General features: G+C 72.6%; 24 protein-coding genes. 14 read left to right on the forward strand and 10 right to left on the reverse strand.

All coding sequences use genetic code 11. The features are described from left to right. The 4 genes from DJ73_RS16295 to dacZ all read right to left on the reverse strand — a co-directional run. Positions 1-2,014: DEAD/DEAH box helicase (locus tag DJ73_RS16295; protein WP_141212984.1), on the reverse strand; the 2,014-nt coding region annotated here is incomplete at its 3' end. 120 nt (positions 2,015-2,134) lie between these two features. Further along, complete coding sequence (locus DJ73_RS16300) at positions 2,135-2,794, reverse strand: GNAT family N-acetyltransferase (protein ID WP_094558492.1); 660 nt, start codon at positions 2,792-2,794, stop codon at positions 2,135-2,137. A 117-nt stretch (positions 2,795-2,911) separates the two neighbouring features. Further along, positions 2,912-3,700 (reverse strand): mechanosensitive ion channel domain-containing protein, encoded by a 789-nt coding sequence (locus DJ73_RS16305; protein ID WP_094523978.1) that lies wholly within the window; start codon positions 3,698-3,700, stop codon positions 2,912-2,914. Positions 3,701-3,706: 6 nt separating this feature from the next. Next, positions 3,707-4,516 (reverse strand): diadenylate cyclase DacZ, encoded by an 810-nt coding sequence (dacZ, locus tag DJ73_RS16310; RefSeq protein ID WP_094523977.1) that lies wholly within the window; start codon positions 4,514-4,516, stop codon positions 3,707-3,709. A 160-nt stretch (positions 4,517-4,676) separates the two neighbouring features. Here dacZ and DJ73_RS16315 point away from each other — a divergent pair, with 160 nt between their 5' ends. From DJ73_RS16315 to DJ73_RS16325, 3 genes are all read left to right on the forward strand, one after another. Then, the gene (locus tag DJ73_RS16315) at positions 4,677-5,789 is read left to right on the forward strand and encodes an aldo/keto reductase (protein WP_094558493.1); all 1,113 of its coding nucleotides are present in this window, start codon (positions 4,677-4,679) and stop codon (positions 5,787-5,789) included. A 64-nt stretch (positions 5,790-5,853) separates the two neighbouring features. Next, entirely contained in the window at positions 5,854-6,591 is a 738-nt protein-coding gene (locus tag DJ73_RS16320; protein WP_094558494.1) for a hypothetical protein, read from the forward strand. Next, positions 6,588-7,955, forward strand: a complete 1,368-nt coding sequence (locus DJ73_RS16325) for a hypothetical protein (protein ID WP_094523974.1) — start codon at positions 6,588-6,590, stop codon at positions 7,953-7,955. Before DJ73_RS16320 ends, DJ73_RS16325 begins: the two co-directional genes overlap by 4 nt. A gap of 104 nt (positions 7,956-8,059) precedes the next feature. On the opposite strand, the gene DJ73_RS20490 is transcribed toward DJ73_RS16325, so the two are convergent. Continuing rightward, the gene (locus tag DJ73_RS20490) at positions 8,060-8,230 is read right to left on the reverse strand and encodes an HVO_0758 family zinc finger protein (protein ID WP_008849790.1); all 171 of its coding nucleotides are present in this window, start codon (positions 8,228-8,230) and stop codon (positions 8,060-8,062) included. A 150-nt stretch (positions 8,231-8,380) separates the two neighbouring features. Here DJ73_RS20490 and DJ73_RS16330 point away from each other — a divergent pair, with 150 nt between their 5' ends. The 3 genes from DJ73_RS16330 to DJ73_RS16340 all read left to right on the forward strand — a co-directional run bounded on the left by DJ73_RS16330 (position 8,381) and on the right by DJ73_RS16340 (position 11,493). Further along, complete coding sequence (locus DJ73_RS16330) at positions 8,381-9,565, forward strand: MFS transporter (protein WP_094523973.1); 1,185 nt, start codon at positions 8,381-8,383, stop codon at positions 9,563-9,565. A 98-nt stretch (positions 9,566-9,663) separates the two neighbouring features. After that, the gene (locus tag DJ73_RS16335; protein ID WP_094523972.1) at positions 9,664-10,893 is read left to right on the forward strand and encodes a glycosyl transferase family 2; all 1,230 of its coding nucleotides are present in this window, start codon (positions 9,664-9,666) and stop codon (positions 10,891-10,893) included. A gap of 3 nt (positions 10,894-10,896) precedes the next feature. Further along, on the forward strand, positions 10,897-11,493 hold the full coding sequence (locus DJ73_RS16340; RefSeq protein WP_094523971.1) for a hypothetical protein: 597 nt from the start codon (positions 10,897-10,899) through the stop codon (positions 11,491-11,493). 32 nt (positions 11,494-11,525) lie between these two features. On the opposite strand, the gene DJ73_RS16345 is transcribed toward DJ73_RS16340, so the two are convergent. Then, entirely contained in the window at positions 11,526-11,909 is a 384-nt protein-coding gene (locus DJ73_RS16345; protein WP_094523970.1) for a thioredoxin family protein, read from the reverse strand. On the opposite strand from DJ73_RS16345, the gene DJ73_RS16350 reads away from it, so the two are divergent. The 7 genes from DJ73_RS16350 to DJ73_RS16380 all read left to right on the forward strand — a co-directional run bounded on the left by DJ73_RS16350 (position 11,908) and on the right by DJ73_RS16380 (position 17,603). Beyond that, positions 11,908-12,540, forward strand: a complete 633-nt coding sequence (locus DJ73_RS16350) for a PLP-dependent cysteine synthase family protein (protein WP_254921690.1) — start codon at positions 11,908-11,910, stop codon at positions 12,538-12,540. The two genes, DJ73_RS16345 and DJ73_RS16350, sit on opposite strands and share 2 nt — an antisense overlap. Before the next feature lie 81 nt (positions 12,541-12,621). Next, positions 12,622-13,017 carry a hypothetical protein gene (locus tag DJ73_RS16355; protein ID WP_094523968.1) on the forward strand — a complete coding sequence of 132 codons (396 nt, stop codon included), beginning with the start codon at positions 12,622-12,624 and terminating at the stop codon, positions 13,015-13,017. After that, entirely contained in the window at positions 13,014-13,577 is a 564-nt protein-coding gene (locus DJ73_RS16360; RefSeq protein WP_254921691.1) for an MOSC domain-containing protein, read from the forward strand. The genes DJ73_RS16355 and DJ73_RS16360 overlap by 4 nt, the downstream gene beginning before the upstream one ends. Positions 13,578-13,652: 75 nt before the next feature. Next, on the forward strand, positions 13,653-14,846 hold the full coding sequence (locus tag DJ73_RS16365; RefSeq protein ID WP_094558496.1) for a DUF3179 domain-containing protein: 1,194 nt from the start codon (positions 13,653-13,655) through the stop codon (positions 14,844-14,846). Continuing rightward, positions 14,836-15,474: a hypothetical protein gene (locus DJ73_RS16370; RefSeq protein ID WP_094523965.1), complete on the forward strand. Its 639-nt coding sequence runs from the start codon at positions 14,836-14,838 to the stop codon at positions 15,472-15,474. Before DJ73_RS16365 ends, DJ73_RS16370 begins: the two co-directional genes overlap by 11 nt. Before the next feature lie 108 nt (positions 15,475-15,582). Beyond that, entirely contained in the window at positions 15,583-16,755 is a 1,173-nt protein-coding gene (locus DJ73_RS16375) for an MFS transporter (protein WP_094526163.1), read from the forward strand. 62 nt (positions 16,756-16,817) lie between these two features. Then, the gene (locus tag DJ73_RS16380) at positions 16,818-17,603 is read left to right on the forward strand and encodes a PHP domain-containing protein (RefSeq protein WP_094524717.1); all 786 of its coding nucleotides are present in this window, start codon (positions 16,818-16,820) and stop codon (positions 17,601-17,603) included. 86 nt (positions 17,604-17,689) lie between these two features. On the opposite strand, the gene DJ73_RS16385 is transcribed toward DJ73_RS16380, so the two are convergent. Together DJ73_RS16385 and DJ73_RS16390 are read right to left on the reverse strand one after the other, a co-directional pair. Beyond that, positions 17,690-18,085 (reverse strand): hypothetical protein, encoded by a 396-nt coding sequence (locus DJ73_RS16385; RefSeq protein ID WP_141212031.1) that lies wholly within the window; start codon positions 18,083-18,085, stop codon positions 17,690-17,692. A gap of 273 nt (positions 18,086-18,358) precedes the next feature. Continuing rightward, complete coding sequence (locus tag DJ73_RS16390; protein WP_094526161.1) at positions 18,359-19,597, reverse strand: mandelate racemase/muconate lactonizing enzyme family protein; 1,239 nt, start codon at positions 19,595-19,597, stop codon at positions 18,359-18,361. A 148-nt stretch (positions 19,598-19,745) separates the two neighbouring features. On the opposite strand from DJ73_RS16390, the gene DJ73_RS16395 reads away from it, so the two are divergent. Next, on the forward strand, positions 19,746-20,204 hold the full coding sequence (locus DJ73_RS16395) for a TRAM domain-containing protein (RefSeq protein ID WP_094524720.1): 459 nt from the start codon (positions 19,746-19,748) through the stop codon (positions 20,202-20,204). Positions 20,205-20,245: 41 nt separating this feature from the next. Here DJ73_RS16395 and DJ73_RS16400 read toward each other — a convergent pair whose 3' ends face one another. Then, entirely contained in the window at positions 20,246-21,346 is a 1,101-nt protein-coding gene (locus DJ73_RS16400; protein WP_094558497.1) for a geranylgeranyl reductase family protein, read from the reverse strand. 99 nt (positions 21,347-21,445) lie between these two features. Continuing rightward, positions 21,446-23,671: a thioredoxin domain-containing protein gene (locus tag DJ73_RS16405; RefSeq protein ID WP_094558498.1), complete on the reverse strand. Its 2,226-nt coding sequence runs from the start codon at positions 23,669-23,671 to the stop codon at positions 21,446-21,448. Between the last annotated feature and the right edge of the window lie 39 nt (positions 23,672-23,710).

The following is a 23,710-nucleotide window of genomic DNA, read 5'->3' on the forward strand; positions in this document are numbered from 1 at the left end:
CCGTCGCCGCTTCCGCGCCTCCGTCGTCCGTCTCGCGACTGCCGATCGCTCGCATCTCCGACTCCAAGTCTGCCGGCACCGGGAAGTAGAGGGACTTCGTCCGCAGCGTCGTCTCCGGGAGGTCCAGCGTCGACTCCCCGAGCGACTCGCCGGTCTTCGCGTCCTTGCGGACGAACCCCGTGATCCGCTCGGTGACGGTCACGTCGGCGAAGCGGACCGGGACGTCGGGCCGGGCCGCGAGCTCGCGCTCCGCGAGGTCCTCGTTCACGACGATGTCCTTCTCGGTGAGCGGCCGCGTGTAGTAGTCGGCCCACGAGGACTGCAGCTCGGCGACGTCGCGGTCGAGGTCCAGCGCCGTCACCTCGTAGGTGCGTCCCTGCTGGTGGTAGATCGCGCCGGGGTGGGCGTCGCGCAGCGCGTCCCCGAAGTCGAGCGAGGCGACCGTCTCGTTCCGCGACGAGTCGACCAGGTCGACCTCCCGGTCGCCGACGGTCCGGAGGCTCACGGACTGCTGCGGACTCGACGAGCCGGCGTGCGTCCAGCGGATGCCGTCCGCGACCTCCCGCCGGTCGAGGACGCCCTCGTCGGTCAGGTCGGCGACGACGCCCGGAAACGACTCGCCGAAGAAGCGCTCGTCGTCCGGCGAGAGCCAGCTCTCGTCCGCCGCGCAGGCGACGTGCCCGGGGAGCAGCTGCCCGTTCTCGGGGTCGCAGATGGCGTCCTCCGGCGGCGCCTCGAAGAAGTCGGGGGGGTTGCGCATGAGGTACTGGTCGAGCTGGTCCTCGCCGCCGACCATCACGACCAGCGCGGGGTCGTCGCCGCGCCCGGCTCGCCCCGCGCGCTGGTACGCCGACATCCGCGTGCCGGGGTAGCCGTCCAGGATGACGGCGTCGAGCCCCCCGACGTCGACGCCGAGCTCGAGCGCGCTCGTCGACCAGACGCCCCGCAGCTCGCCGGCGTGGAGGTCGGCCTCGATCTCCCGTCGGCGCTCGTTCGTCAGGGCGGCCTGGTACGCCCCGACCTTCCCCGACAGTTCGCGCTCGCCGCGGTCGCGGAGGTCGCTCGCGCTGTCGGTCGCGTACTGCTCGGCGGTCTGTCGCGCCCGCGTGAACGCCAGCGTCTGCGCCCCGGCGGTCACGAGGTCGCAGAACAGTCGCTTGCTCTCCGTGTGACTCGACTTCCGGCGGCCGCTCCCCCGTTCTTGCCAGTCGTCGTCGTACTCCGGCGGGTTCCACAGCACCCAGTCTCGCGGTCCCCGCCCTGACGCGTCCTCGTCGACGAGGGCGATGTCGTCGGGGTCGCGCCCGGTGACCGCCGCGACGTGTTCGACGGGGTTGTTGATCGTCGCCGAGCAGCAGACGAACCGGGGGCTCGACCCGAACCGCTCGCAGGTCCGCGCGAGCCGACGGAGGGTCATGGCGACCTGCGAGCCGAACACCCCGCGGTAGCTGTGGACCTCGTCGATGACGACGTACTCCAGCGACGAGAAGAACCACTCCCACAGCCGCCCGGCGTACGGCAGTAGCGCGTAGTGGAGCATGTCCGGATTCGAGAGCAGGACGGTCGGCTCGCGGTCGCGCACGTCCCGCTTCTCCGACCGGGAGAGCCGGCCCGTGTACGACGCGACGGAGACCCCGCTCCCGAAGCCGAGCCCGTGCGCGAGGTCGCTCAGGCTCTCCTCTTGGTCCGCGATCAGGGCGTTCTGGGGGCCGACGTAGAGGGTCCGTCCCCCGTGGTCCATCGCGGCCTCGAACGCGGGGACGGTGTACGCGAGCGACTTCCCGCTCGCGGTCTCGGTGGCGAGCACGACGTCGTCGCCGTCGCGGACCGCCTCGATCGCGTCGGTCTGATGGCGGTAGAGGCGGTCGATCCCCCGCTTCGAGAGCGCGTCGGCCATCCGGGGCGCGAGGTCGACGTCGCCGAAGGCGGGCTCGCGGGCGGGGAGCCGGCGGTGCTCCGCGATCTGTCCCTCGTAGAACGGTCGGTTCCGCAGCCACTCGATGGCGTCCTCCACGGCTATCGGTTCCTGGGGACGGCCGGGCCTAACGGTTGCGGTGGCGGGGGTCGCCGAGGCGGCCGGAGCCGCGGGGACCGCGCGCCCTCTCGCTCGCGCCGCGCTCGCGCCGCGTCCGCGTCAGTCGTCGGCCGGGGCGGGAGAGCGACCGGCGTCCGACGGCGTCTCCGAGACCGGCGTCGCGGGGCCCTCCCGCGCGAGCGGCGGCCAGCGCACCTCCCTCGCGATCGGGTCGTTCAGATCGAGCTCCATCCGGAGGTCGCCGCGGCGCTCGGCGAGTTCGAACCCGACGGTCCGGTAGACGCGACGCGCGACGCGGTTCCCGCTCTCGACGTGGAGTTCGAGTCCGTCGCGACCCCCGGCGGCGGCGTCGGCGATCACGTGCCGGCAGAGCTCGGTGCCGACGCCCCGTCCCTGCATAGTCGGGTGGACGAAGACGGCGAGCTCCGGACGCGCCGCGTCCGTCGGCGTGTACATCGCGTGACCGAACAGCTCGCCGTCGCGCTCGGCGACCACGTTGCTCCCCTCGCGCAGCATCGACTCGATCCACTCCGCCCGGCGGTCCCGCGTCACCGGGGGGAGCCCCTGCGCGCGGTCCGCGGTCTCGAACCCCTCGTACATCTCGGCGAGCGGCGCGGCGTCCTCCGTGACGGCCGGCCGGATCGTCCACCGGGCGCCCTCTTTGTCCACGAACCGCGGACACCGCGGCGGGCAGTGGACCGTGCCCTCGCACTCGCTCGCGTCCCACCCCTCGCAGGCGACGGCGTCGTCGTGGCTCATAGTTGCGTCTCGGACCGCCCGCCAGTTATATCGTGATAGCTACTCCCACGGCGTGGGAACGGTCAGGGACTCGCCACCGGGAGCATGCGGCCCACGCTCGACCCCGGCCCGCCGCCGTCACTCCCGGATTAGGACGATCCCGTCGCGGAACACGGAGTGGTTCGGGATCACGTGGTCCTCCCCGTCCGCCTCGATGTGGGTGACGAACAGGTCGACCTCCTGGACGATGCCGCGCTCGCCGGCGACTTTCACCTCGTCGCCGACGCCGTAGGGCTGCCGGAGGAGGAGGAACACCCCGGCGGCCGCGCTCGCGACGAGGTCCTTCGTCGCCAGCGCGGCGAACAGCACGACCGCGAACGCGTACGCGGCGAGCAGCACGACCAGCGCGAGCGTCTGCACGCCCACCTGTCCGAGCGCGACCAGCGCGGCGACGTACACGACGCTGTACTTGACGAGCGGGGGCAACACGCCGAGTTCCGGGAGCTTGATCCCGCGGAGCCGCTCGGCGACGATCAACTCCGCCTTGTCGCCGACGACGACGCCGACGATCATGACGACCGCGGCGACGAAGAGGCGCGGGAGGAAGGAGGCGACCGAGGACCAGAACCGGTCGAGGTAGTTGACCTCGGCGACGGTGAGGGCGACGATGACGGCGACGGCGACGATGAAGTAGCTGGACAGCTGCGCTAAGATCCGCACCGTCGACGTGTTGAACTCGCGGACGGTTCGCTCGAACGCGGTCCCCTCGATCGCCTCCGGCACGCCGGCGCGGGTCAGCAGCCGGCGGTTGATAACCCCGACCACGTACGCCAGGATCAGCCCGACGACGAGCACGAAGAGGGCGAGCCACACCCGTTCGGGGACCGTCGTCACGAACTCGCTCAGCGCGTTCGGTACCGCGAGCATGGGTGGTCAGTACTCCTCCGGATCGATCTCCAAGACGAGTTCGCCCGCCTTGAACGCACGGACGAGCCCGTCCGACTCCGACAGCACGATCGCGGTCGCGTTCGTGTCCCGAGTGATCGCGCCGCCGGCCATGTGGCGCGCGCCGAGCCCCTTCGGGATGTCGACGCCCTCCGCGCCCGGCTCGAGGTAGCGGTAGGCGGAGACGATCTTCCCGGAGTCGGAGACGACGAACGCGCCGTCCAGTCGGGAGAACTCCTTGAGCATCACGTTCACGATGGGGTCGCCGACGTGGACGTGCGACTTCTCGAACGGGTTGTACGACAGCGGGCGGGACTTGTTCATCACCTTCCCCGCGTCGCCGACGACGAACAGCGCGCCCACCGGCTTCCCCTTCTGCCCCTTCTGTCCGAGCTCGATCGCGACTTCGAACACGTCGCGGATGACGCTCGGCTCGGCCCGGGAGTTGACGAACAGGTCGTAGATCCCCGTGTGGACCGTCTCGTCGACGGTGACGCGGATCACCGCGTCCGACCCCCCGTCGAAGACCGACGCGATGCAGACCACCTCGTCGCCCTCGGAGACGAGGTCGGCGTCCATCGCGCCCTCGATCCCGAACCGGACCCGGTCTTTCACGTTGTCGAACGGGAGGGGGAGCTCGACGAACGTGTCGGCGTCGACGTCGTTGTCGGGGGCGACGACGACGATATCCGTGTCGCCGTCCTCAAACCGGTCGTGAAACGAGCTCGTCGGCGAGAACAGGAGCACCGCGTCCGCGTCCTCGACGAGATCGGACAGGTGGTCGGTGAGCGAGGCCATTGCCCGTTTCGACTCCCGGACGACGTATAGTCGTTGTGTCACCGTCGTCCATCCGTCTGACACGTTACCGGCTCACGAGACGCGCGTGACGCGACGCCCGCGGCGGACTCGCCTCGCGCCGCGCGACTTTTCTCCCCGCGGCGCCACCCGTCGGACGAACATGGCGACCCGCGACGCGCTCTGGGCCTACCGCGACCGGTTCGGCGACGCCTTCGGGCGGACCTACTTCCGTCGGTTCGGGCCGGGCGTGGCTTCCAGCGTCGGCATCGGCACCTACCTCGGCGAGCCCACCCCCGCCGTCGACGACGCCTCCCGCGAGGCGATCGGGCTCGCGCTCCGCTCCGGGGTGAACCACGTCGACACCGCGGTCAACTACCGGTGCGGGCGAGCCGAGCGCATCGTCGGGGAGGCGGTCCGGGAGTCGCCGATCGACCGCGACGCGGTCGTCGTCGCGACGAAGGGCGGATTCCTCCCGTTCGACGGCGAGCGCCCCGACGACCCCGCGGCGTACGTCCGCGACCGCTTCCTCGCCGAGGGGGTGGTCGACGCCGAGGCGCTCGCGAACGGCGCGCACGCGATGGCGCCCGAGTACTTGGAGTGGTCGCTCGACCGCTCGCTCGACCGGCTCGGGTTCGACGCGGTCGACCTCTTCTACGTCCACAACCCCGAGACCCAGCTCGCGGCTCGCTCCCGCGAGGCGGTGTACGACCGCTTGGAGGCCGCCTTCGAGGCGCTGGAGCGCCGGCGAGCGGCCGGGGACGTCGGCGCCTACGGCGTCGCCACGTGGGACGCATTCCGCGTCCCCGAAGAGCACGAGCGGTACCTCTCGCTCGCCGAGGTCCTCGCGCGGGCCGAGGCCGCCGGCGAGGCGGTCGGCCCCGACGACGACCACGGGTTCGAGGCGGTCCAGCTCCCGTTCAACGTCGCGATGGCGGACGCGTTCACGCGGCGGACCCAGCGCCCGCCGGGAGGCGGCGCCGACGCCGAGCCCGTCTCGACGCTGGAGTTCGCCCACGAGGCCGGGCTCTCGGTCGTGACGAGCGCGAGCATCGGACAGGGGGAACTCGCCGAGCCCGGCGCGATCCCGGCCGACGTCGACGCGACCCTCTCCGGCGAGACGCCGGCCCAGCGCGCGCTCAACTTCGCGCGGAGCGCGCCGGGCGTCACCGCCTCGCTCGTCGGCGCGAGCGACGCGGATCACGTGCGCGAGAACGTCGCAGCCGGCACCTTCGACCCGCTCGGCGCCTCCGCGTTCGACGCGGTGTTCGAGTAGCTCGCCCTCCGCCCGGAGCGTGGCGGCCACAAGACGTTTGTCGGGACCGGTTCAACGCGGGCCCATGTCCCCCACACGGCGAGCCCTCCTCCGAAGCGCGTCGCTCGGCGCGCTCGCGCTCGGCGGCTGCCTCGGCGCCGAGACGAGCGACGACGGCGACCCGTCCCGGTCCGCGGAGTCGAGGTCGGGCAGTGACGGCGATCCGACGGTGTTGAAGGTCCGGAACCCCGGCGGCGAGGCCGTCGTCGTCGACCTCGCGGTCGAAGGCGATGACGCCGAAGACGACGCCGGGACCGAGGGAGGCGACGACGACGTCGACCCCGTCCCGCTCTCCCGCGAACTCGTGACGAGCGACGAACGGGCGGCCGAGCTGACGGTCGCCGCCGGCGTCGCCGACGAGGGGCGGGCGCGGGTCCGATCGTTCCTCGACGAGACCGACTACGAGACGGAGACGGTGTTCGTCGCACCGGCCAGCATCGAGTCGTGTTACCGGTACCGGATCCGGTCGGTCTCGTGGCGGCCGGGCCACGTCGAGTACGAGTACTGCCGCGAGCTCCGGCCGCCCGACGCGGCCTGCGAGGCCGACACGCGCGACGCCGTCGGGCTCCTGTTCCGGCTCCCCGCGGCGCTTCGCTCGCCGCTCAGCGGCTCGGGGTCGAGCGGGCGCTCCCCCTGCCGAGCGGTCGGGACGGAGTACGACCGGATCGACGCGAACGCGACCGTGCCGGGGTCCGACACGGCGCTGGGGGATACCGGAACGTCCGGACCGAGCGCCGACGAGACCGGGGGTGACGGGTCGTGACGCGCCGCCTCACCCGCCGCGGGGCGCTCGGGGCCGCCGCGGCCGCCGGCGCGCTCGCGCTCGGCGGCTGTCTCGACGGCGGGCGCCGGCGCGGCGGAGAGTTCTGGGACGACCCGCCGTCGATCGACACGGCCGGAGTGTCGCGGGCGATCGAGACTCCCGTCCCCGACCGGCCGCGGCTCGTTCCCGTGCCGATCGAGAGCGAGGCGGCGACCGCGTTCGCGGACCGCGTCGACCGGCTGCTCGAACCGGTCCCCGACCCGCTGACGGCGGAGACGCTCCCGAACGGGGCGATCCGCGAGCAGATCGCGGCGGGGCGCGACGACGCCCGCGACGCGCTCCCGGCGCCCGAGGCGTCGCTCACGCCGCTTCGACGGGCGGAGCGGTTCGCGACCGCGCGCGCCCACGCCGCGACCGCGGTCGGCACCTGGGCCGCCGTGACGACCGAGGGCGACCCGGAGGGAGTGACGGCGGGCTTGGGGACGGTCCGGCATCGGACCGCGGAGACGCTGGCCGCGCTCCCCGGAACCGCGTCGGACCCGCTCGCCGGGGCCGCCGTGTACGGCCCGATCGAGCGCTGGCTCGACACCGCCCGGCGGCGGGACCTCGTCGGCGGAGAGGGTGAGATCGCGGCCAGCGCGAACCCGCTTCGCGCCGGGGAAACGGTCGGAGAGGTCGAGCGGGTGCAGTCGCACGTCGAGGTCGGTCGGCACCTCCGCCGCCGGTACGAGGGATCGCTCTCCGAGCCGCGGGCGGTCGATACGCCCCTCCGGGAGGCGGCGGAGGCGGTCGGCGCCGCGATCGGCGACCGGCTGCGAGCGCTTCACGGAGAGGAGGCCGAGCGGCTCAGGCGGAGCCCCGGTATCGAGGCGTTCCTCGACGACCGGCCGGTCCCGCGCGACGCGCCGAGCGTCTCGCTGCTGTCCGGCGCGGTCTACCGGACCTTCGACGAGCTCTGGTTCGACCCGATCCCGATCGACGACTGGACGCCGGACCACCCGGCCACGTCGCTCACCCGAACGGCGCTCGCCCGGGTCCGGCTGCGCGCGCTCGACGCCCTCGCGGCGCGGATCGAGGACGGAGAGACGATGTTCCCGTCCGACCCCGCCGCAGTCGCCGACGCGCGCGACGACGCGATCGGGTCGATGGAGGGGCTCGTGACGAGCGCGAACCCGCTGGCGCGCTGGCTCGGGGCGCAGGTCCGCCCCCTGTTCGACGAGCACGACGCCGTGCTCTCGGGGACCACTCCCGGGGCCCGCCCGGTCGCCGAGGCGTTCGCCGGGTACCGGTGGATCGGTCTGGTCGCCGATGAAGTCGATCCCGTGCTGGCGTCGGTGAACGACGCGGTCGAGTCGGCCGACTGAGCGCGGGACGGGTGAGAAGCGGGACGGAGGAAAACGGAGAGTTGGAGGCGCGGGAACTCGAAGCGGCCCGTTCGGGCGGTGGTTCGTCGCGGCCGAACCGCGCGTCAGCGGAGCTCCTTGAACGTCGCCTCGCACTCGGGGCAGACCCGGACCGAGAACACCTCGTCGGGGTCGTTCTGCTTCTTTAAGACCTTCTCGCAGTCGGCGCAGTTCAGTCGCTCGTAGGTGTCCTTAAACAGGTCGCCGTCGCGAAGTCCCTTGCGCGTCGATTTCATATATCCGGGTTTGTCGCGTGTGGGTATAAAAACCCCGTACGACGCGAGTCGGACGGCGACGACTCCCCGTCGGCGCGGTGCGACACGCCACGACCTCCCGCGGCGCCCCGTTTTCGCAACGCTTGTCTCCGGGCGACGTGAAGACCGCCCGTGTCACGGACCAGGCTGTTCGGATCGCTGTGCGCCCTGGTCTTCCTCGTCAACTTCGCGCGCGTCGTGTTCGCACCCCTCGTGGGGCAGTTCGTCGGCGAGTTCGCGATCGGCGAGGGGACCGCCGGCCTCATCGTCACGCTCGCGTGGCTCGGCTCGGCCGCCCCGCGGCTCCCGGCCGGGTGGGCGCTCACGCGGTTCTCCCGTCGTTTCGTCATCCTGGCCTCGGGAGCGATGCTGACGCTGGGCGCGCTCGGCGTCGCGCTCGCGCCGGGCGTGCCGACGCTGATGACCGCCGCCTTCGCGATCGGGCTGGCCTCCGGCGTCTACTTCGTCGCCGCGAACCCGTTCGTCTCCGAGCTGTTCCCGGACAGCGTCGGCCGCGCGATGGGCGTCCACGGCACCGCGAGCCAGCTCGCCGCGGTCGCCGCCGCGCCGGTGGTCACGGTCGCGCTGTGGTACGACTGGCGGCTCGCCTTCTACGGGCTCGCGGCCGCCGCGGCCGCGACGACTGCCGCCTTCGTGCTCCTGGCCGCGCGGACGGACCTCCCCGACGCCGGCGCGGGCGACACCGACTTCGTCGGCGGCGCGCTCTCCGAGTGGAAGCTCATCCTGACGGCCGTCGTGCTGATGGGGCTCACAGGGTTCGTCTGGCAGGGCCTGTTCAACTTCTACGAGCTGTACATGATCGACAAGGGGCTCCCGCCGGCGACCGCCCGGAACCTCCTGACGGTGATCTTCGCGGCCGGCGTCCCCGCCTTCCTGGTCTCCGGCGACCTGGCCGACCGGCTCCCGCACGTGCCGTACCTGCTCGGGATCGTCTCGGCGTTCATCGGGAGCGTCGTCCTCGTCGTCGCCGTCTCCGGGGTCGTCGCCGTCGTCGCCGCCAGCCTCGCCGTGGGCTTCGCCATCCACATGCTGTTCCCCGCGATGGACACCTTCCTCCTCGCGTCGCTGCCGGACGGGTCCCGGGCCTCGGCGTACGCCGTCTACTCCGCCGGGATGATGACGACCCAGGCGGCCGGCTCGTGGGCCGTGGGCGAGGCGATCGAGGCCGGCGTCGCCTACGACGCCGTCTTCCTCGGGCTCGCCGGCGGGCTGGCCGCGGTCGTGGTCGCGTACGCCGCCTTGGCGCGCATGGGTCGCGTCCCGGGCGGCGCGGCGAACGCGGAGCCGGCGGCGTGACCGCGGCGGGAAGCGGGTCCCGTCGACCCCCGTTCGCGTGTCGGCACGGACCACGGGTACCGCACCTGTTTAGGCTTTCCCGCTCCTGTGCGTTGATAATGGAGTACGTCCAAGAGCGCGTGACCACCCTGCACGCGTTGACGGACCACCGGCCCGACGCACCCGTCGGCCGGGCGGCGGTCGTGGTGCCGATGACAGAGCGCGAGTACGGAACGCTCGCGGCCGAACGCGTCCTTTCGGCGCTTGAGACGGTCGACCCCGCTCGCGTTATCGTTCCCCTCCGAGCCCCGGCCGACCGCGTCGGTCCCTTCGCCCGGTGGCTCGCCGGCTTCGACATCGACGTGGAGACGCTCTGGTGCGGCGGCCCCCGTCTCGACGACCTGCTCGCCGACCGCGGGCTCGACGGCGACCGCGGGAAGGGTCGGGACGTGTGGCTCGGCCTCGGCCGAGCCTTGAACGAGGAGTACGTCGTCGTCCACGACGCCGACACGAAGACGTACTCGCCGGCGTTCGTCAACCGACTGCTGTTCCCGGTCGCGAACGGACACTCCTTCGCGAAGGGGTACTACGCCCGCGTCGAGGACGGGGCGTTGTACGGCCGGCTGTTCCGGCTGTTCTTCAGACCGCTCGTCCGCGCGCTCGCCGACGCCACCGAGCGCCGCGAGGCGGGCGTGATCGAGTACCTCAACGCCTTCCGATACGCGCTCGCCGGGGAGTTCGCGGCGACGACGGACTTGGTCTCCGAGCTCCGCGTCCAGCGCGGGTGGGGCCTGGAGGCCGGAACGCTCGGCGAGGCGTACGCGCACGCCGGCTTCGCGGGGAGCGCGCAGGTCGACCTCGGCCGCTACGAGCACGACCACCGCTCCGTCGACGGCCCGACCGGCCTCGCGGACATGAGCCGGGCGGTCGGCGAGGCGACCCTCCGGGCGGTCGAGGACGGCGGCGTCGCCGTCGACTACGACGGCCTCGGCGACCGCTACCGCGAGGCCGCCGAGGCGATGATCGCGGGGTACGAGACCGACGCCGCGTTCAACGGCCTCGACTACGACCGCGCCGACGAGCGCTCGCAGGTGGCGACGTACGCCGACGCCCTCGGCGAGCCGGGGCCGGACACCCGCCTCCCGGCGTGGCGCGACGCGCCGGTAACGCCGGCCGAGGTCGCCGAGGCGGCCCGGGCGGACCTCGCGGCGGCGGCCGACGAAGCGGGAGGCAAAACGAGCGGCGGAGCGACACGGGCCGGCGGGGCGCTCGGCGACGCCGACGTCAGGGGGAACGGCCATCGGCCGTCGACGGAGCCCTCCATCGATCCGGCGCCGGGGGAGGACTGACGGATGCCGGGTGCGGACGGGCCCGACGGCACCGCGACCGACGCGCCCAGCGTGGCCGCCCGGGACGACCTCGCCGGCGTCGTGGACCTGTTCGGGTGGCTCACCCGCGCGGAGCTCTCGCGGGCGCTCTCGGAACTCGCGTTTAAACAGCGAACGGAGGTCGACGGCGACGCCATCGCCGCCGCCATCGACGTCGCCGTCGCGGAGTACGCCCTGGTCCCGGCGCCGCCCGCGGCGCTGTCGGAGGCGGGCGACACGTCGGGAGACGCGGGCGGCGCCCTCGCGGACGTCGTCGACCCGGACGAGGGGCTCGACGCCGACGCCGTCGCCCTCGCGGTCGGGCCCGCGGCGTTCCCCTCGCTGCCGGAGGGCGCGGCGGACCTCCCGCACATCCTCGACGTGCCCGAGCGCGACGTGGACCGCGAGGCGCTCTCGGAGGCGGTCCGCGCGCGGCTCTCCGAGGACGCCGTCGCGGCGATCGGCGAGGGCGACGCCGACCGACTGGAGGTCCTCGCCGACGTGACGTACGACATCGAGGCGTGGGCGCCCGTGGACGCCGGGGCGATCCGCGAGCGGATCGTCGCTGAACTGGACGCCTGAACCGAATCTGAAAAGAAGACCGGGGGTCCGACTCAGGCGCTCGCCTCGGCCTCGGAGAGTTCGCGCGCGAGGAACTCCGCGATCGAGACGTCCGCCTCCTCGACGAAGCGGGCGAGCTCCTCGCCGTCGGCGCTTTCGACGACGACGGTCGGGATCAGCTCGATCCCGTACTCCTCGACTCGGTCGCCCTCCTTGCCGTTCGGCCCCTTCGTGACCGGGAAGTCCTCGATCCGGTCGTCGGGGACGCCGGCGGCGTCGAGCGCCGCCGCGAACGCGGGGAGCTGTCGCCGACAGTCGCCGCACCAGTCGCCGCCCCACACCTTGAATCGGTAGTCGTCGGACCCGAGCGCCGCCAGGACCTCGTCGTCGAGCGCGTCGCCGGCGGCCGCGTCGGGCGCGAGCGTTTCGAGCGTCATGCGCCTCGGTACGCCGGGAGGGCTTGTAAACCGCGCGTCGGTAGCAACTGCGTCCCGGGAACGGCGCGAACGCGTCCCGCGGCGGGACGAACGGCGCGAACGCGTCTCGCGGCGGGACGAACGGCGGGAGCGCGGCCCGCGGGCCCACTACGAGACGACCGGTCAGGAAGTGGTCGAGCAGGTCGGCGACCGGACCGTCGACGCGCTCGTCGCCGGCGTCGGGACCGGCGGCACCCTCTCCGGGATCGGCCGCCGGCTCCGCGAGGCGTTCCCCGGCGTCAGGATCGACGCGGTCGAGCCCAGCGACAACGCCGTCCTCTCCGGCGGGGAGCCCGGAAGCGACGCGTTTCAGGGGATGGGACCGGGGTTCGTCGCGCCGAACCTCGACGTCGACCTGATCGACGAGGTCCACACGGTCGACATCGACGACGCCGAGGCCGAGTGCCGCCGGCTCGCCCGCGAAGAGGGGATCCTCGCGGGACAGTCCTCCGGCGCCTCGAACCTCGCGGCGAAGGACGTCGCCGCGGAGCTCCGCGAGACGGGCGCGTACGAGGGCGATGAGCCGCTCGTCGTCACCGTGTTCTGGGACAGCGGCGAGCGCTACCTCTCCGCGGGCACCTTCGACGAGTAGGTCGGCTCCCGGTCGCGAGCACACCGCCCGCGAACCGCAGGCGACCCGAACGTTGAGTATCGTCGGGCGCCCAGTTCCACCGTGAGCACCCACGCCGAACCACCGGCCGACGACCCCGACGGGTCGGCCGCCCAACAGCCCGGCAGGCGGTTCGACGGCCCGTGGCTCCTCGTCCTCGCCGTCGCCGCCGGCGGGTGGACCGTCCTCTACGCGCTCGACTGGGCGCTGCTCTCGGCCGGCACCCCGGCCGGCGCCGCCGTCGCGTTCGCCCACGGCTACCTCCTCGCGCCGCTCGCGACCGCCGCGGTCCTCCTCGACGCGCTGTCGCTGGACGAGCGCGGCGTCGCCGATTTCGGACTATTCAAATGGCTGTACGCGCTCGCCGCGCTGGTCGCGCCGCCGGTCGCCGCCGTCTACTACGCGCACCGCGAGTGGCTGAAGCCGGGCGACCCGTCGCTGCTCGGAGGGACGCCGTGACCGGCGACGAGGAGGCGACCGGCACCGTCCGGAGTCTGGTCACGGCGCCCGAGGGCGGGGCTCCGCCAGAACTGCGGGAGACCGTCGCGATCCGCCCGGGCGGCGTCGAGGGCGATCGATACCGCCGAGGCGACGGACACTTCCAGCTCGACGGCTGCGCCGTCACCCTCGTCGCCGCCGAGGCCCTCGACGCGGTCCGCGCGGAGACCGGGATCGACGTCTCGGACGGCCGTCACCGACGGAACGTCGTCGTCGAGGGGTTCGGAGCGGCGATGGACGACCTGCTGGAGGCGACCGTCGCGGTCGGGGGCGCGCGCCTGCGACCGACCCGGCGGCGGCCGCCCTGCGCGCACGTCGAGTCGCTGGCCGGCGAGGCGGGGCTCGCGTCCGCGCTGCGGAACCGCGGCGGGCTCTGCTGCGATGTCGTCGAGCCCGGGCGCGTCGCCGTCGGTGACCCCGTCGACGTCGCGCAGCCGGACCCGCGGGCCGCGGGCGCCGCCATCGCGGACCGGCTTCGCGAGCGCCCGGCCGACGGGAGTCACCCGGAAGAGAACGGGTAGGGACGCCCCTCGCGGCTGTGTGTGAGTCTCACACCCGCGCTTCGATCTTTATACTATCGAGGCCGAAGCGAGCGCATGAACCGCTCTCGTCGGTCGGCGCTGGCCGGTATCGCGGCGATCGGTACCGTCGGCGTCGCCGGCTGTCTCGGCGGCGGCGTCCTCGATACCGCCGACGGGAGCGACGGTTCGGACGGTGACGGCGGCAACGGCGGTGCCGGTTCGGACGGCGGTGACGGCGACGATTCTGACGGTGCTGACGGCGACGGTTCGGACGGCGAGAACGGTCCGCCGACCGTCGATACCGACTACCACCTCGCGTACGATCCGGAAACCCTGGTAACGGAATCGCTCAGCGGCGGCGTCGGGAAGGACGGGATCCCCTCGATCGACGACCCGTCGTTCCAACCGATCGCGGACGTGACGTACGCCGAGGGGGTGCCGGTGTTCGGCGTCGTTCGCGACGGGGAGGCGAAGGCGTACCCCCAACACGTCCTCTCCCACCACGAGATCGTCAACGACGAGATCGGTGGCGAGCCGGTCGCGGTCACCTACTGCCCGCTCACCGGCACGGCGCAGGGGTTCCGCCGCGGCGAGGCGACGTTCGGGGTGTCGGGGCAACTCGTCAACTCGAACCTGATCATGTACGACCGGACGACCGACAGCTGGTGGCCGCAGATGCTCGCCACGGCCATCGACGGGCCGATGAGCGGCGAGACGCTCGACGAGTTCCGCGTCGTGTGGACGACGGCGGCGGCGTGGGCCGAGCGCCACCCGAAGTCGCTCGTCATGACCGACGACACCGGGTACGTGCGGAGATACGAGACCGACCCGTACGGGAGCTACGCGCCGCTCGGCGGCTACTACGCCCGCGACGGCACCATGTTCCGGCCGCTGTCGTCGCCCGAGGAGGGCCACGCGAAGTCGGTCGTCATCGGCGCGCGGACCGAGCGCGGCGCCGTCGCGTTCGACAAGGCGACGCTGCTCTCGGAGCGGGTCCTGACCGGCTCGGTCGGCGGGGACGGTGACGGCGTCGTCGCCGTCGCCGACCCGGGGCTCTCGACCGGTCACGTCTACCGCAACCCGGACGGTCTCCGGGTCGAGCCCGACGGCGACGCCTATCGGGTCGGCTCCGAGGGCGGCGGGATCGCCGCGGGCGACCTCCCGCTGGAGCCGGTGCTCGCGCTCGACGCGATGTGGTTCGCGTGGGCGGGGTTCTACCCCGAGACGGCGTTCGTCGGCGAGCACACGGAGGCGGGGTATGGCCGCTGAGTCCGTCTCTCCGACCGAGGCGCCGGCGGCGTGGGCGGCCGGGCTGGTCCGCCGGACCGGGTTCGCCGTCCGCGCGGCGCTCGGTCGGCGCGACGGTCGGGCGACGACGGTGGTCGTCGCAGTCGCGTACCTCCTCGCGTACGCCGCGGGACTGCGTCACCTCGGACTCCGCGACACCGGGGTCGCGCGGACCGGCTCGGAGCCCGTCGTCGACGTCACCGTTGCGAGCGACCCGCTCTCGCTCCTGACCCGCCGAGTCGGACCGTTCCAGTACGAGCCCGTCGCGCTGGTCGCGGCCGGTCCGGTCGAGTACCTGTTCGCGCCCGTCAACGCCGCCATCGGGCTGGGACTCGCCGCGCTCGTCGGCGTCACCCTCGCGGTCTCCGTCGTCGCCTGGCGCGGCCCCGCGGCGTGTCGGATCGGCGCCGGGGCGGGCGCCGCCGCGGGGCTCCCCGGGCTCCTGTCGGGGTTCGCCTGCTGCGGTCCGACGCTCCTCGTGGTGATCGGCGTCCAGGCCTCCGCGGGGCTGCTCGCGGTCGTGCAGTGGTTCCTCCCGGTCGCGGTCCTCGGGCTTCTCGCCACGTTGCTGTGGGTCGGGAGCCGGGTCGACCCGGCCGCCGTCGGGTGACGACGAGCGGCGCGCCCGCGGCCGACGGCGGGTGAGTCGGGATCGGTTCCGTCCGGAATCGAAAGCGTTGACCCCCGACCGGACCCACCCCTTGTCAGTGACAGCGGGATGAGCTGGCAGTACCGTCACACGGTGCTGTCGCTGTGCATGCTCGCGTTCCTGGTGACCTACTTCGCCAGGCTGGCGATCAGCCCGGTCGTCCCGCTGATCGTCGACGACTTCTCCGTGTCGAACACCGCCATCGGGGTCGCGCTCTCCGGGATGTGGCTGGCGTACGGCGCCGCCCAGTTCCCGAGCGGCGTGCTCGCGGACCGCCACGGCGAGCGGACGGTCATCCTCGTCGCCGTCGGCGGCACAGCCGCGATGAGCGCGGTGCTCGCGCTCGCGCCCGTCTTCCCCGCCTTCGTGGTTGCGGCGGTGCTCCTCGGGCTCGTCGCCGGACTCCACTACGCGGTGGCGACGACGCTGCTCTCGCGGACGTTCGACGACATCGGCACGGCGTTCGGGCTCCACTCCGCGGGCGGCCCGCTGGCCGGGCTCGTGGCCCCGGTCGCCGCGGCCTGGGTCGGCGTCCGGTACGGCTGGCGCCCCGCGGTCGCGCTGGCCGCGCTGGTCGGCGTGCCGGTGTTCCTGCTGTTCGCGTGGCGCGTCCGCCCGACCGAGCCGCGGCGCCCCGACCAGCCGATGCGGGACCGGTTCGCGGTCGCGCCCCTCGTCGAGCTGCTCTCGCGGCCGAGCATTCTCCTCCCGCTGTTCATCGCGATGGCCGGCACGTACGTCGTCCAGGGCGTGATGTCGTTCCTCCCGACGTTCCTCGTCGAGTTCCGGGGGTTCTCGCCGCCGTTCGCGGCCGGCGTCTTCTCCGCCTTCTTCGTCGTTCGGGCGGTCGCGCAGGTCGGGCTCGGCCGGCTCTCGGACCGTGCGGGCCGCGACGTCGCCATCGGCGCGGCGATGCTCGCCGGCGCGGTCGGTATCGCCGCCTTCGTCTTCGGTCCCGGGCTCGTCGGCGTCGCCGTCGCGGTGCTGCTGGCCGGCTCCGGCGCGAGCTTCTTCTCCGCCATCGACCCGCGGTTCATGGACGCGCTCGGCGACGCGGAGCGCGGCGCCGGCTTCGGACTCGTCCGGACCGTCTACACCGTCATCGGCTCGGCGGGCTCCTTCGGCGTCGGGCTCGCGGCCGACCTGTTCGGCTGGGGCGTCTCCTTCGCGATCCTGGCGGCCCTGTTCGGCGTCACGTTCGCCGTGCTCGCCGCGAACTCGGCGCTGGGCACTGGGTACTGAGTCGCCGCCGGCGTCGCTCGTCGACCAGAAGCTACGAGTCGCCGCGCGACCTACGATGTCGCGTGCACGACTACCACGCCCACACGAACTACTCCGACGGGGCGTTCCTCCGGTGGATGGTGGACGCGGCCGCGGACGCGGGCCTCGACGGGATCGGGTTCGCGGACCACTGCAACGTCTCGCCCGAGCCCGGTGCGGAGCGGTACAAGCGGGCGCTCGGGTTCAACCTCGACCTGACGTACGAGCGGCGCCGGGAGGCGATCGAGGCGGTCCGCGAGGACGCCGACGTCGACGTGTTCGACGCCGTGGAGATGGATTACGACCCCGCACACGAGGCGGCGATCGCCGACTTCCTCGCCGAGGCCGACTTCGACTACGCGGTCGGGAGCGTCCACGAGCTGGACGGCGCGAACGTCCACGCTCGCTCGCACTTCGCTGACAAGTCCGAGTCGGAGCGGCGCGCGCTCGTCGAGCGGTACTTCGAGAAGCTGACCGCGCTCGTCGACTCGGAGCTGTTCGCGGTCGCCGCGCATCCGGACCTGATCGAGCGGAACCCGCACCTCCGCGGGTTCGCGACCGAGGACCACTACGCCGCGATCGCCGACGCCTTCCGAGGGTCGCGGACCGTCCCCGAGATCAACGCCGGTAGGGCGCTCGACGAGTACGGGACGTTCCACCCGGCTCCGGCGTTCCTCGACCGGCTCGTCGACGCCGGCGCGCGCGTGACCGTCGGCACCGACAGTCACGAGCCGGACGAGATCGCGCCTCGGCTCCGCGAGATCGAGACGGAGCTGGACCGGCGGGGGCTCGACCCGGTCCGGCTGGACCAGGTGGCGTCCCGGGCCTGACGCACACCCGTCTCGCGTTCGATTCTGCCGTTCGACGGCGGGCCGGTATCGTGCCGGACCCGCCGCCGGGCGGCCGAACCGGACGATCAGTCCACCGGATCGGCGACGTCCGTATCGGTCCGCTCGGCTGTCAGCAGGTCGTCTATCTCGGACGCCAGCCGATCGCTGATGACCGGTTCGACCGCCTCCGCCGCCGGCCCCAACTCGACCTCGTCGTCGGGCTGATGATACGCCACGAGGTCCGCCTCTCGCAGCGGCGGCACGTGGTCGTGGTAGAGCGCGTTGTAGATCCGGAGCCGCTCTCTGGTGTCGACGTCGTCGCGGTCCCAGACCGTGAGTTGGTGAGCGACGTCGGGGAGCCACATCGGATTCGCATACGTGAACAGGCAGTAGAGCAGCCGCCATCGATAGCGGTGCGAGAGTGCGACCTCCCTCAGCCCTGTTCTCGTCGACTCGTCGCCGGGAGTGTCATCGATGTCCATGATCGGAGCCCTCCTGAATTGCGTTCGCCGCACGCCGCCGCCGTTCCTCTTCGGGCGTCGTCGACTCCGCCATCGTGTACCATGCCCGGGTATAAAATATTATTTGATTGTCAAGATGTCCGGCATCGATATCGGTCGGATCCGACGCTCGGCGCGCCGGCCCCTTCGACTTCGCTTCGCTCAGTCGAACTGCGAAAATCAGAGATTTCTATGCTCGACTTCGCTTCGCTCAGTCGAACAACGCAGCGCTCCGCGCTGCTGGCTCGATCCGGCTTACGCCTCGTCAAACAACGTCTCGCCCTCGACCATATGCGCCTCGACGGCGTCCATGTCGAGCGTGACGCCGAGGCCCGGCTTCTCCGGCACCTCGATGTAGCCGTCCTCGATGACGTCCTCCTCGACGAGGTCCTCCCACCAGCCGAGTTCGTAGGAGTGGTACTCGATCGCCAGCGAGTTCGGGATCGCGGCGCCGACGTGCGTCGCCGCCATCGTCGCGACCGGCGAGGCGACGTTGTGCATCGCGACCGGGACGTAGTACTGGTTCGCCACGTCGGCGATCTTGCGGGTCTCGCGCATCCCGCCGACCTTCGGCAGGTCGGGCGCGACGATGTCGACCGCCTGACTCTCGATGAGCCGGCGCAGCTCGGTGACGCGGTAGCGGTTCTCGCCGACCGCGATCGGCGTGGTCGTGTTCTTGGTGACCTCCTCCTGCACGTCGAGGTTCTCCGGCGGCACGGGGTCTTCGAGCCACCACACGTCGTACTCCTCGATGGCGTCCGCGAGGCGCTTCGCGGAGCCGCCCGAGAACGTCCAGTGACAGTCGAAGGCGACGTCGGCCTCGTCCTTCACGCGCTCCGTGACCTTCTCGACGATCTCCGCCTTGTGGCGGATCTCGCCGGGGCGGAGGTGGCGGTTCGCGCGGTCCTTCTCTAACCCCGAGGGGACGTCGAGGTCGAACTTCAGCGCGTCGTAGCCGAGCTCGTCGACGACGCGCTCGGCCTCGTCGGCGCACGCGTCGGGGTCCGCCTCCGCTTCCGTGTGGCAGTCGCAGTAGACGCGCATCTCGTCGCGGTACTTGCCGCCGAGCAGCTGGTAGGCGGGCACGTCGAGGATCTTGCCGGCGAGGTCGTGGAGCGCGACCTCGATCCCGGAGATCGCGGTGACGGTGACGCCCTCGACCGAGCCCTCGCCCGACATCTTCTGGATGAGGTGCTCGTACAGCCGGTCGATGTCGAGGGGGTTCTCGCCGACGACGAACGGCTTCATGCGCTCGATTAGCTCCGGGACGCCCGCGCCCCAGTACGCCTCGCCGGTGCCGACGACGCCCGCGTCGGTGTACACGCGGACGAGCGTCCACGGGAAGTTCCCGTCGACCATCGTCGTCTGGACGTCCGTGATCTCGACGTCGCGGCGACCGCCGCGCGAGCCCGTGACCTCCATCGTCTCCGCGGAGAGTTCCCGCATCGTGTACTCCGCGTTCGGATCGTGGAGCGACTCGTAGTTTCGGCTCATGACCGGCGATTCATTCGGAACAGGGTAAACGTTTATGTTCGGCGGGTGTCCGGGGCGGGAATCCGCGCGGCTGCGACCGACCTCTGACGGCGTTTTCACCGCGGGTAATAATAGGGACCTTTTCATTACCGTGTTCGCAACGTCACGCATGGTCGAGATCACCGATTCGCTCGCGTGTCTGTTCACCGGGGAAGTCGAGGAGCGCGACGGGGACCACGTCGTCACGGTCCCGTCGTCGGAGATAGAACACGAGACGGTCACCCCCGGTGAGACGTATCGGGTCGCATTGATACAGCGAGAGGGAGGAGCGGATACCGCTTCCACCGAGTCAGCGGCGAACGCGTCCCCGGACCGGGACGTCGCGGGGAACGGTGCCGGCACCTCCGAGGCCCGCACAACCCCGACCGACGCCGCCGGCCCGCCGGTCTCCGAGGGCGACGTCCGCGAGGTCACGATCGAGACGCTCGGCGACAAGGGCGACGGGATCGCGAAGATCGAACGCGGCTACGTCGTCATCGTCCCCGACTCCCAGCCGGGCGACGAGCCGACCGTCGAGATCACGAGCGTCCGCGAGAACGTCTCGTTCGCCGAGGTCGTCGGCGAGTAACGGCCGGACTCCGCCGCGGCGGTTCCCCGACCGGTCCCGGCTCACTCCGGCGGGTCGCTCCGCGAGAACAGCCGACGGAGGTGCGCCGGCGAGAAGAACGAGGTCGGCCGGTCCATGTGGACGCCGATCTCGCCCGACAGCGCCCGCAGCCCGAGCCGCTGGACCGGCTCCGGCAGCGAGTAGCACCGACGGATCCCCTTTCCGAGCAGGATCTCGCGGCCGATCTCGTCGCGCCAGCCGGCCTCGTAGTCGGCGAGCGTCGCCGGGTCCGCGGGGTCGACGACGTCCGCGGCCACGTCGGCCGCGGTCATCCCGTACAGGATCCCGCCGCCGGTGAACGGCTTCGTCTGCGCGGCCGCGTCCCCGATCAGGAACGCGCGGTCCGTCGTGACGCGGTCCGGCGGCCCGACCGGAATCGCCCCCGAGCAGAACCGGTCTGTCGTCGCGCCGTACGCGTCGGTGAGCCGGTCGAACATCGCCGTGACGTCGTCGCTCGGGGGCGCCGCGAGGCCGTACTCGACGCCGGCGTCCCCCCGCGGGATCCGCCACGCGAAAAAGGTCGGCGCGGTGAGGTGGACGTCGACGAGGTCGCCGTCGTCGGGCGCGTCGTCGAACGCGAGCACGCCGTGGAGCAGCTCGTCCGGCTCCGGGAGGTCGAGCGATCGACGCACGCGAGAGGTGGGGCCGTCGCAGCCGGCGACCATCCGGGCCTCCGCCGTCTCGACGTCGCCGTCGGGAGTCCGGACCTCGACGGCGACCCGATCCGACCGCTCGTCGACGTCGAGGACGGTGTGCCCCTCGCGGACGTCGGCGCCCGCGTCCCGCGCGCAGTCGGCGAGGGTCCGGTCGAGCCCGACGCGGTCGATCACGTTCGAGACCGGCCGTTCTTTATAAAATGGGTGCGCCTTCGAGCCGGGGCCGCCCACGTGGAACCGCGCGCCGTACACGCGGTTCTGGAGGAGCCGGTCGCGTGCCTCGTCGGGGACGTACGCCCAGACGTCGTCGGAGACGTGGCCCGAGCAGGCCAGCGGCTCGCCGACGGTCCCCTTCTCGAAGACGACCACGTCGTGGCCGGCCTCGGCCGCCCGCCTGGCGAACCGCGAGCCCGGGGGGCCGGCGCCGACGACGATGAAATCGTGCATGGACGGAGCGTCGTGACGGACGCATATAATTACGCCGCGGCTTACTCGCGCCGCCGGCTGTCCGAGAGGCACTCGAACCGCCGGTCCGGAGTCGCTCGCCTACCGCCGCTCCGCCAGCCACGCCAGCGCCGCGTCGAGGTCGGCCTCCGGCGGCGAGCAGGTCCGACCCTCGCAGACGTAGGCGGTCGGCTCGCTGTCGACCGCGTCGCGCCCGGCCCATATCGGCGGCGCCTCGTCCATGTCGAGCCGGTCGAGCCACTCGTCGAGCCCCGCCTCGGTCGGCGGTCTCGGCGCGACGAGCGCGCCCGGGAGGTACCGCTCGCCGAGGGTCTCGCGCCACGCGTCCGGCACCGCGTCGGCGGCGACCGTCGCCTCGACCCCGCCGGTCTCGACGCGCTCGGCCGCCCGCACCAGCGAGACGTGCTCCAGCGGGCTCGCCCGGATCCGGTCCGCGTGGGTCGTCACCACCGCCTCCGCGACCGCGGCGAACTCGCGGTCGGTCCGGAACCCGTCGAGGAGCGCCAGCGTCTCCGCCGCCACGCCGAGGCTCGACGGCGTCGAGCGGTCGGTGAACTCCTGCGGGCGGGCGAACAGGGCGCCGTCGCCGGCGGGGGGCCCATCGCCGTCCCCGGCCGTCCCGTCACCCTCGCCCGCCTCCGGGTCCCGCGTGAAGTAGATCGTTCCGTCGTCCGCGTCGTGGAACTCCGCGACGATCGTCTCGGCCAGTTCCAGCGCGAACCCGAGCGGCTCCGGGTCGCCGGTGGCGGCGTAGACGTCGAGCGCGCCGCGCGCGAGGAACGCGTGGTCGTCGAGGTACCCCGGGCCGCGGACGTCGCCGTCGAGCCACCGCCGGGCGAGCGCACCCGTCTCCGCGTCGTACAGCCGGTCGCGACAGAAGTCGAGCGCCTCGCCGGCGATCGCGGCGTACTCCTCGCCGAGGACGCCCGCCGCGCTCGCGAACGCGGAGATCGCTCGGCCGTTCCACGCCGCGAGCACCTTCTCGTCGCGGGCGGGCCGCGGGCGCGACTCTCGCGCCTCGAACAGCGCGACGCGGGCCTCGGTCAGGCGCTCGCGGACCTCCTCGACCGAGAGCTCGCGGTCCTCGGCCAACTCCGCGACCGACGCCGCGATCGTCGGTACGGTCGTGCCGCGCTCGAAGTTCCCGCCCGACTCGATCCCGTACCGCTCCTTCGTCAGCGACGCGCCCGGCTCGTCGAGGACCGCGTCGACCTCGCCGGGCGTCCAGACGTAGAAGGCGCCCTCGACGTCGGCGCGACCGCGCCCGTTCCCGCTCGCGTCACCCCGCCGGCTCTCGGGCGGCGCGCTCCGCGCGTCGAGCGTGCTGAAGAAGCCGCCCGCCTCGTGGCGGAGCTCGCGGTCGAGGAACCCCAGCGTCTCGCTCGCGACGCGGGCGTACGCCGGGTCGCCGGTGAGGCGGTACCCGTCGAGGTACACCAGCGGGAGCTCCGCGTTGTCGTACAGCATCTTCTCGAAGTGCGGCACCGTCCACCGCCGGTCGGTCGCGTACCGGTGGAAGCCGCCGCCGATCTGGTCGTACATCCCGCCGCGCGCCATCCCGTCGAGGGTCCCGGTCGCGGCCGTGAGCGCGGCGTCCCGGCCGCTCCGGGCGGAGGCGCGCAGGAGCAGGTCGATCCGCCCGGGCATCGGGAACTTCGCGCCGCCGCTCCCGAACCCGCCGTACTCGTCGTCGTACCCGCGGACCGCGGCGGCGGCGGCCTCGTCGAGGAGGTCGGCGCCGGGCGCCTCCGTGTCGCCCGCCGCGCCCGCGTCGGGCACGGACTCCAGCTCGTCGCGGGCGCTCGTCGTCCACTGCTCGGCGCGCCGCTCCATCTCCTCGCGCTGCTCGGGGTCGGCCCACGAGTCGGCGATGCGCTCGCAGAGGTCGCGGAACCCGGGCTGGTTCCGGCGCGGCTCGGGCGGGAAGTAGGTCCCGACGTAGAACGGCTTCCCCTCTGGGGTACACCACGCGGAGAGCGGCCAGCCGCCGCCGCCAGTGACGAGCTGTGAGACGGTCATGAACGTGCTGTCGACGTCGGGGCGCTCCTCGCGGTCGACCTTGATCGGGACGAACGACTCGTTGAGCACCTCCGCGACCCCCTCGTCCTCGAAGCTCTCCTCGGCCATCACGTGACACCAGTGGCAGGAGGAGTAGCCGATGGAGACGAACACGGGCACGTCGTGCTCTCGGGCGCGCTCGAACGCCTCGTCGCCCCACGGCTGCCAGTGGACCGGGTTGTCGGCGTGCTGTCGGAGGTACGGGCTCGCCTCGTCGTCGAGGCGGTTCCGCTCCGTCGGCTGTGTCATACCCGCGGTTCGCCCCGGCGAGGCAAAAAGCCTCACACG

This window comes from Halorubrum sp. Ea1 (assembly GCF_002252965.1).
Taxonomy (GTDB): Archaea; Halobacteriota; Halobacteria; order Halobacteriales; family Haloferacaceae; genus Halorubrum.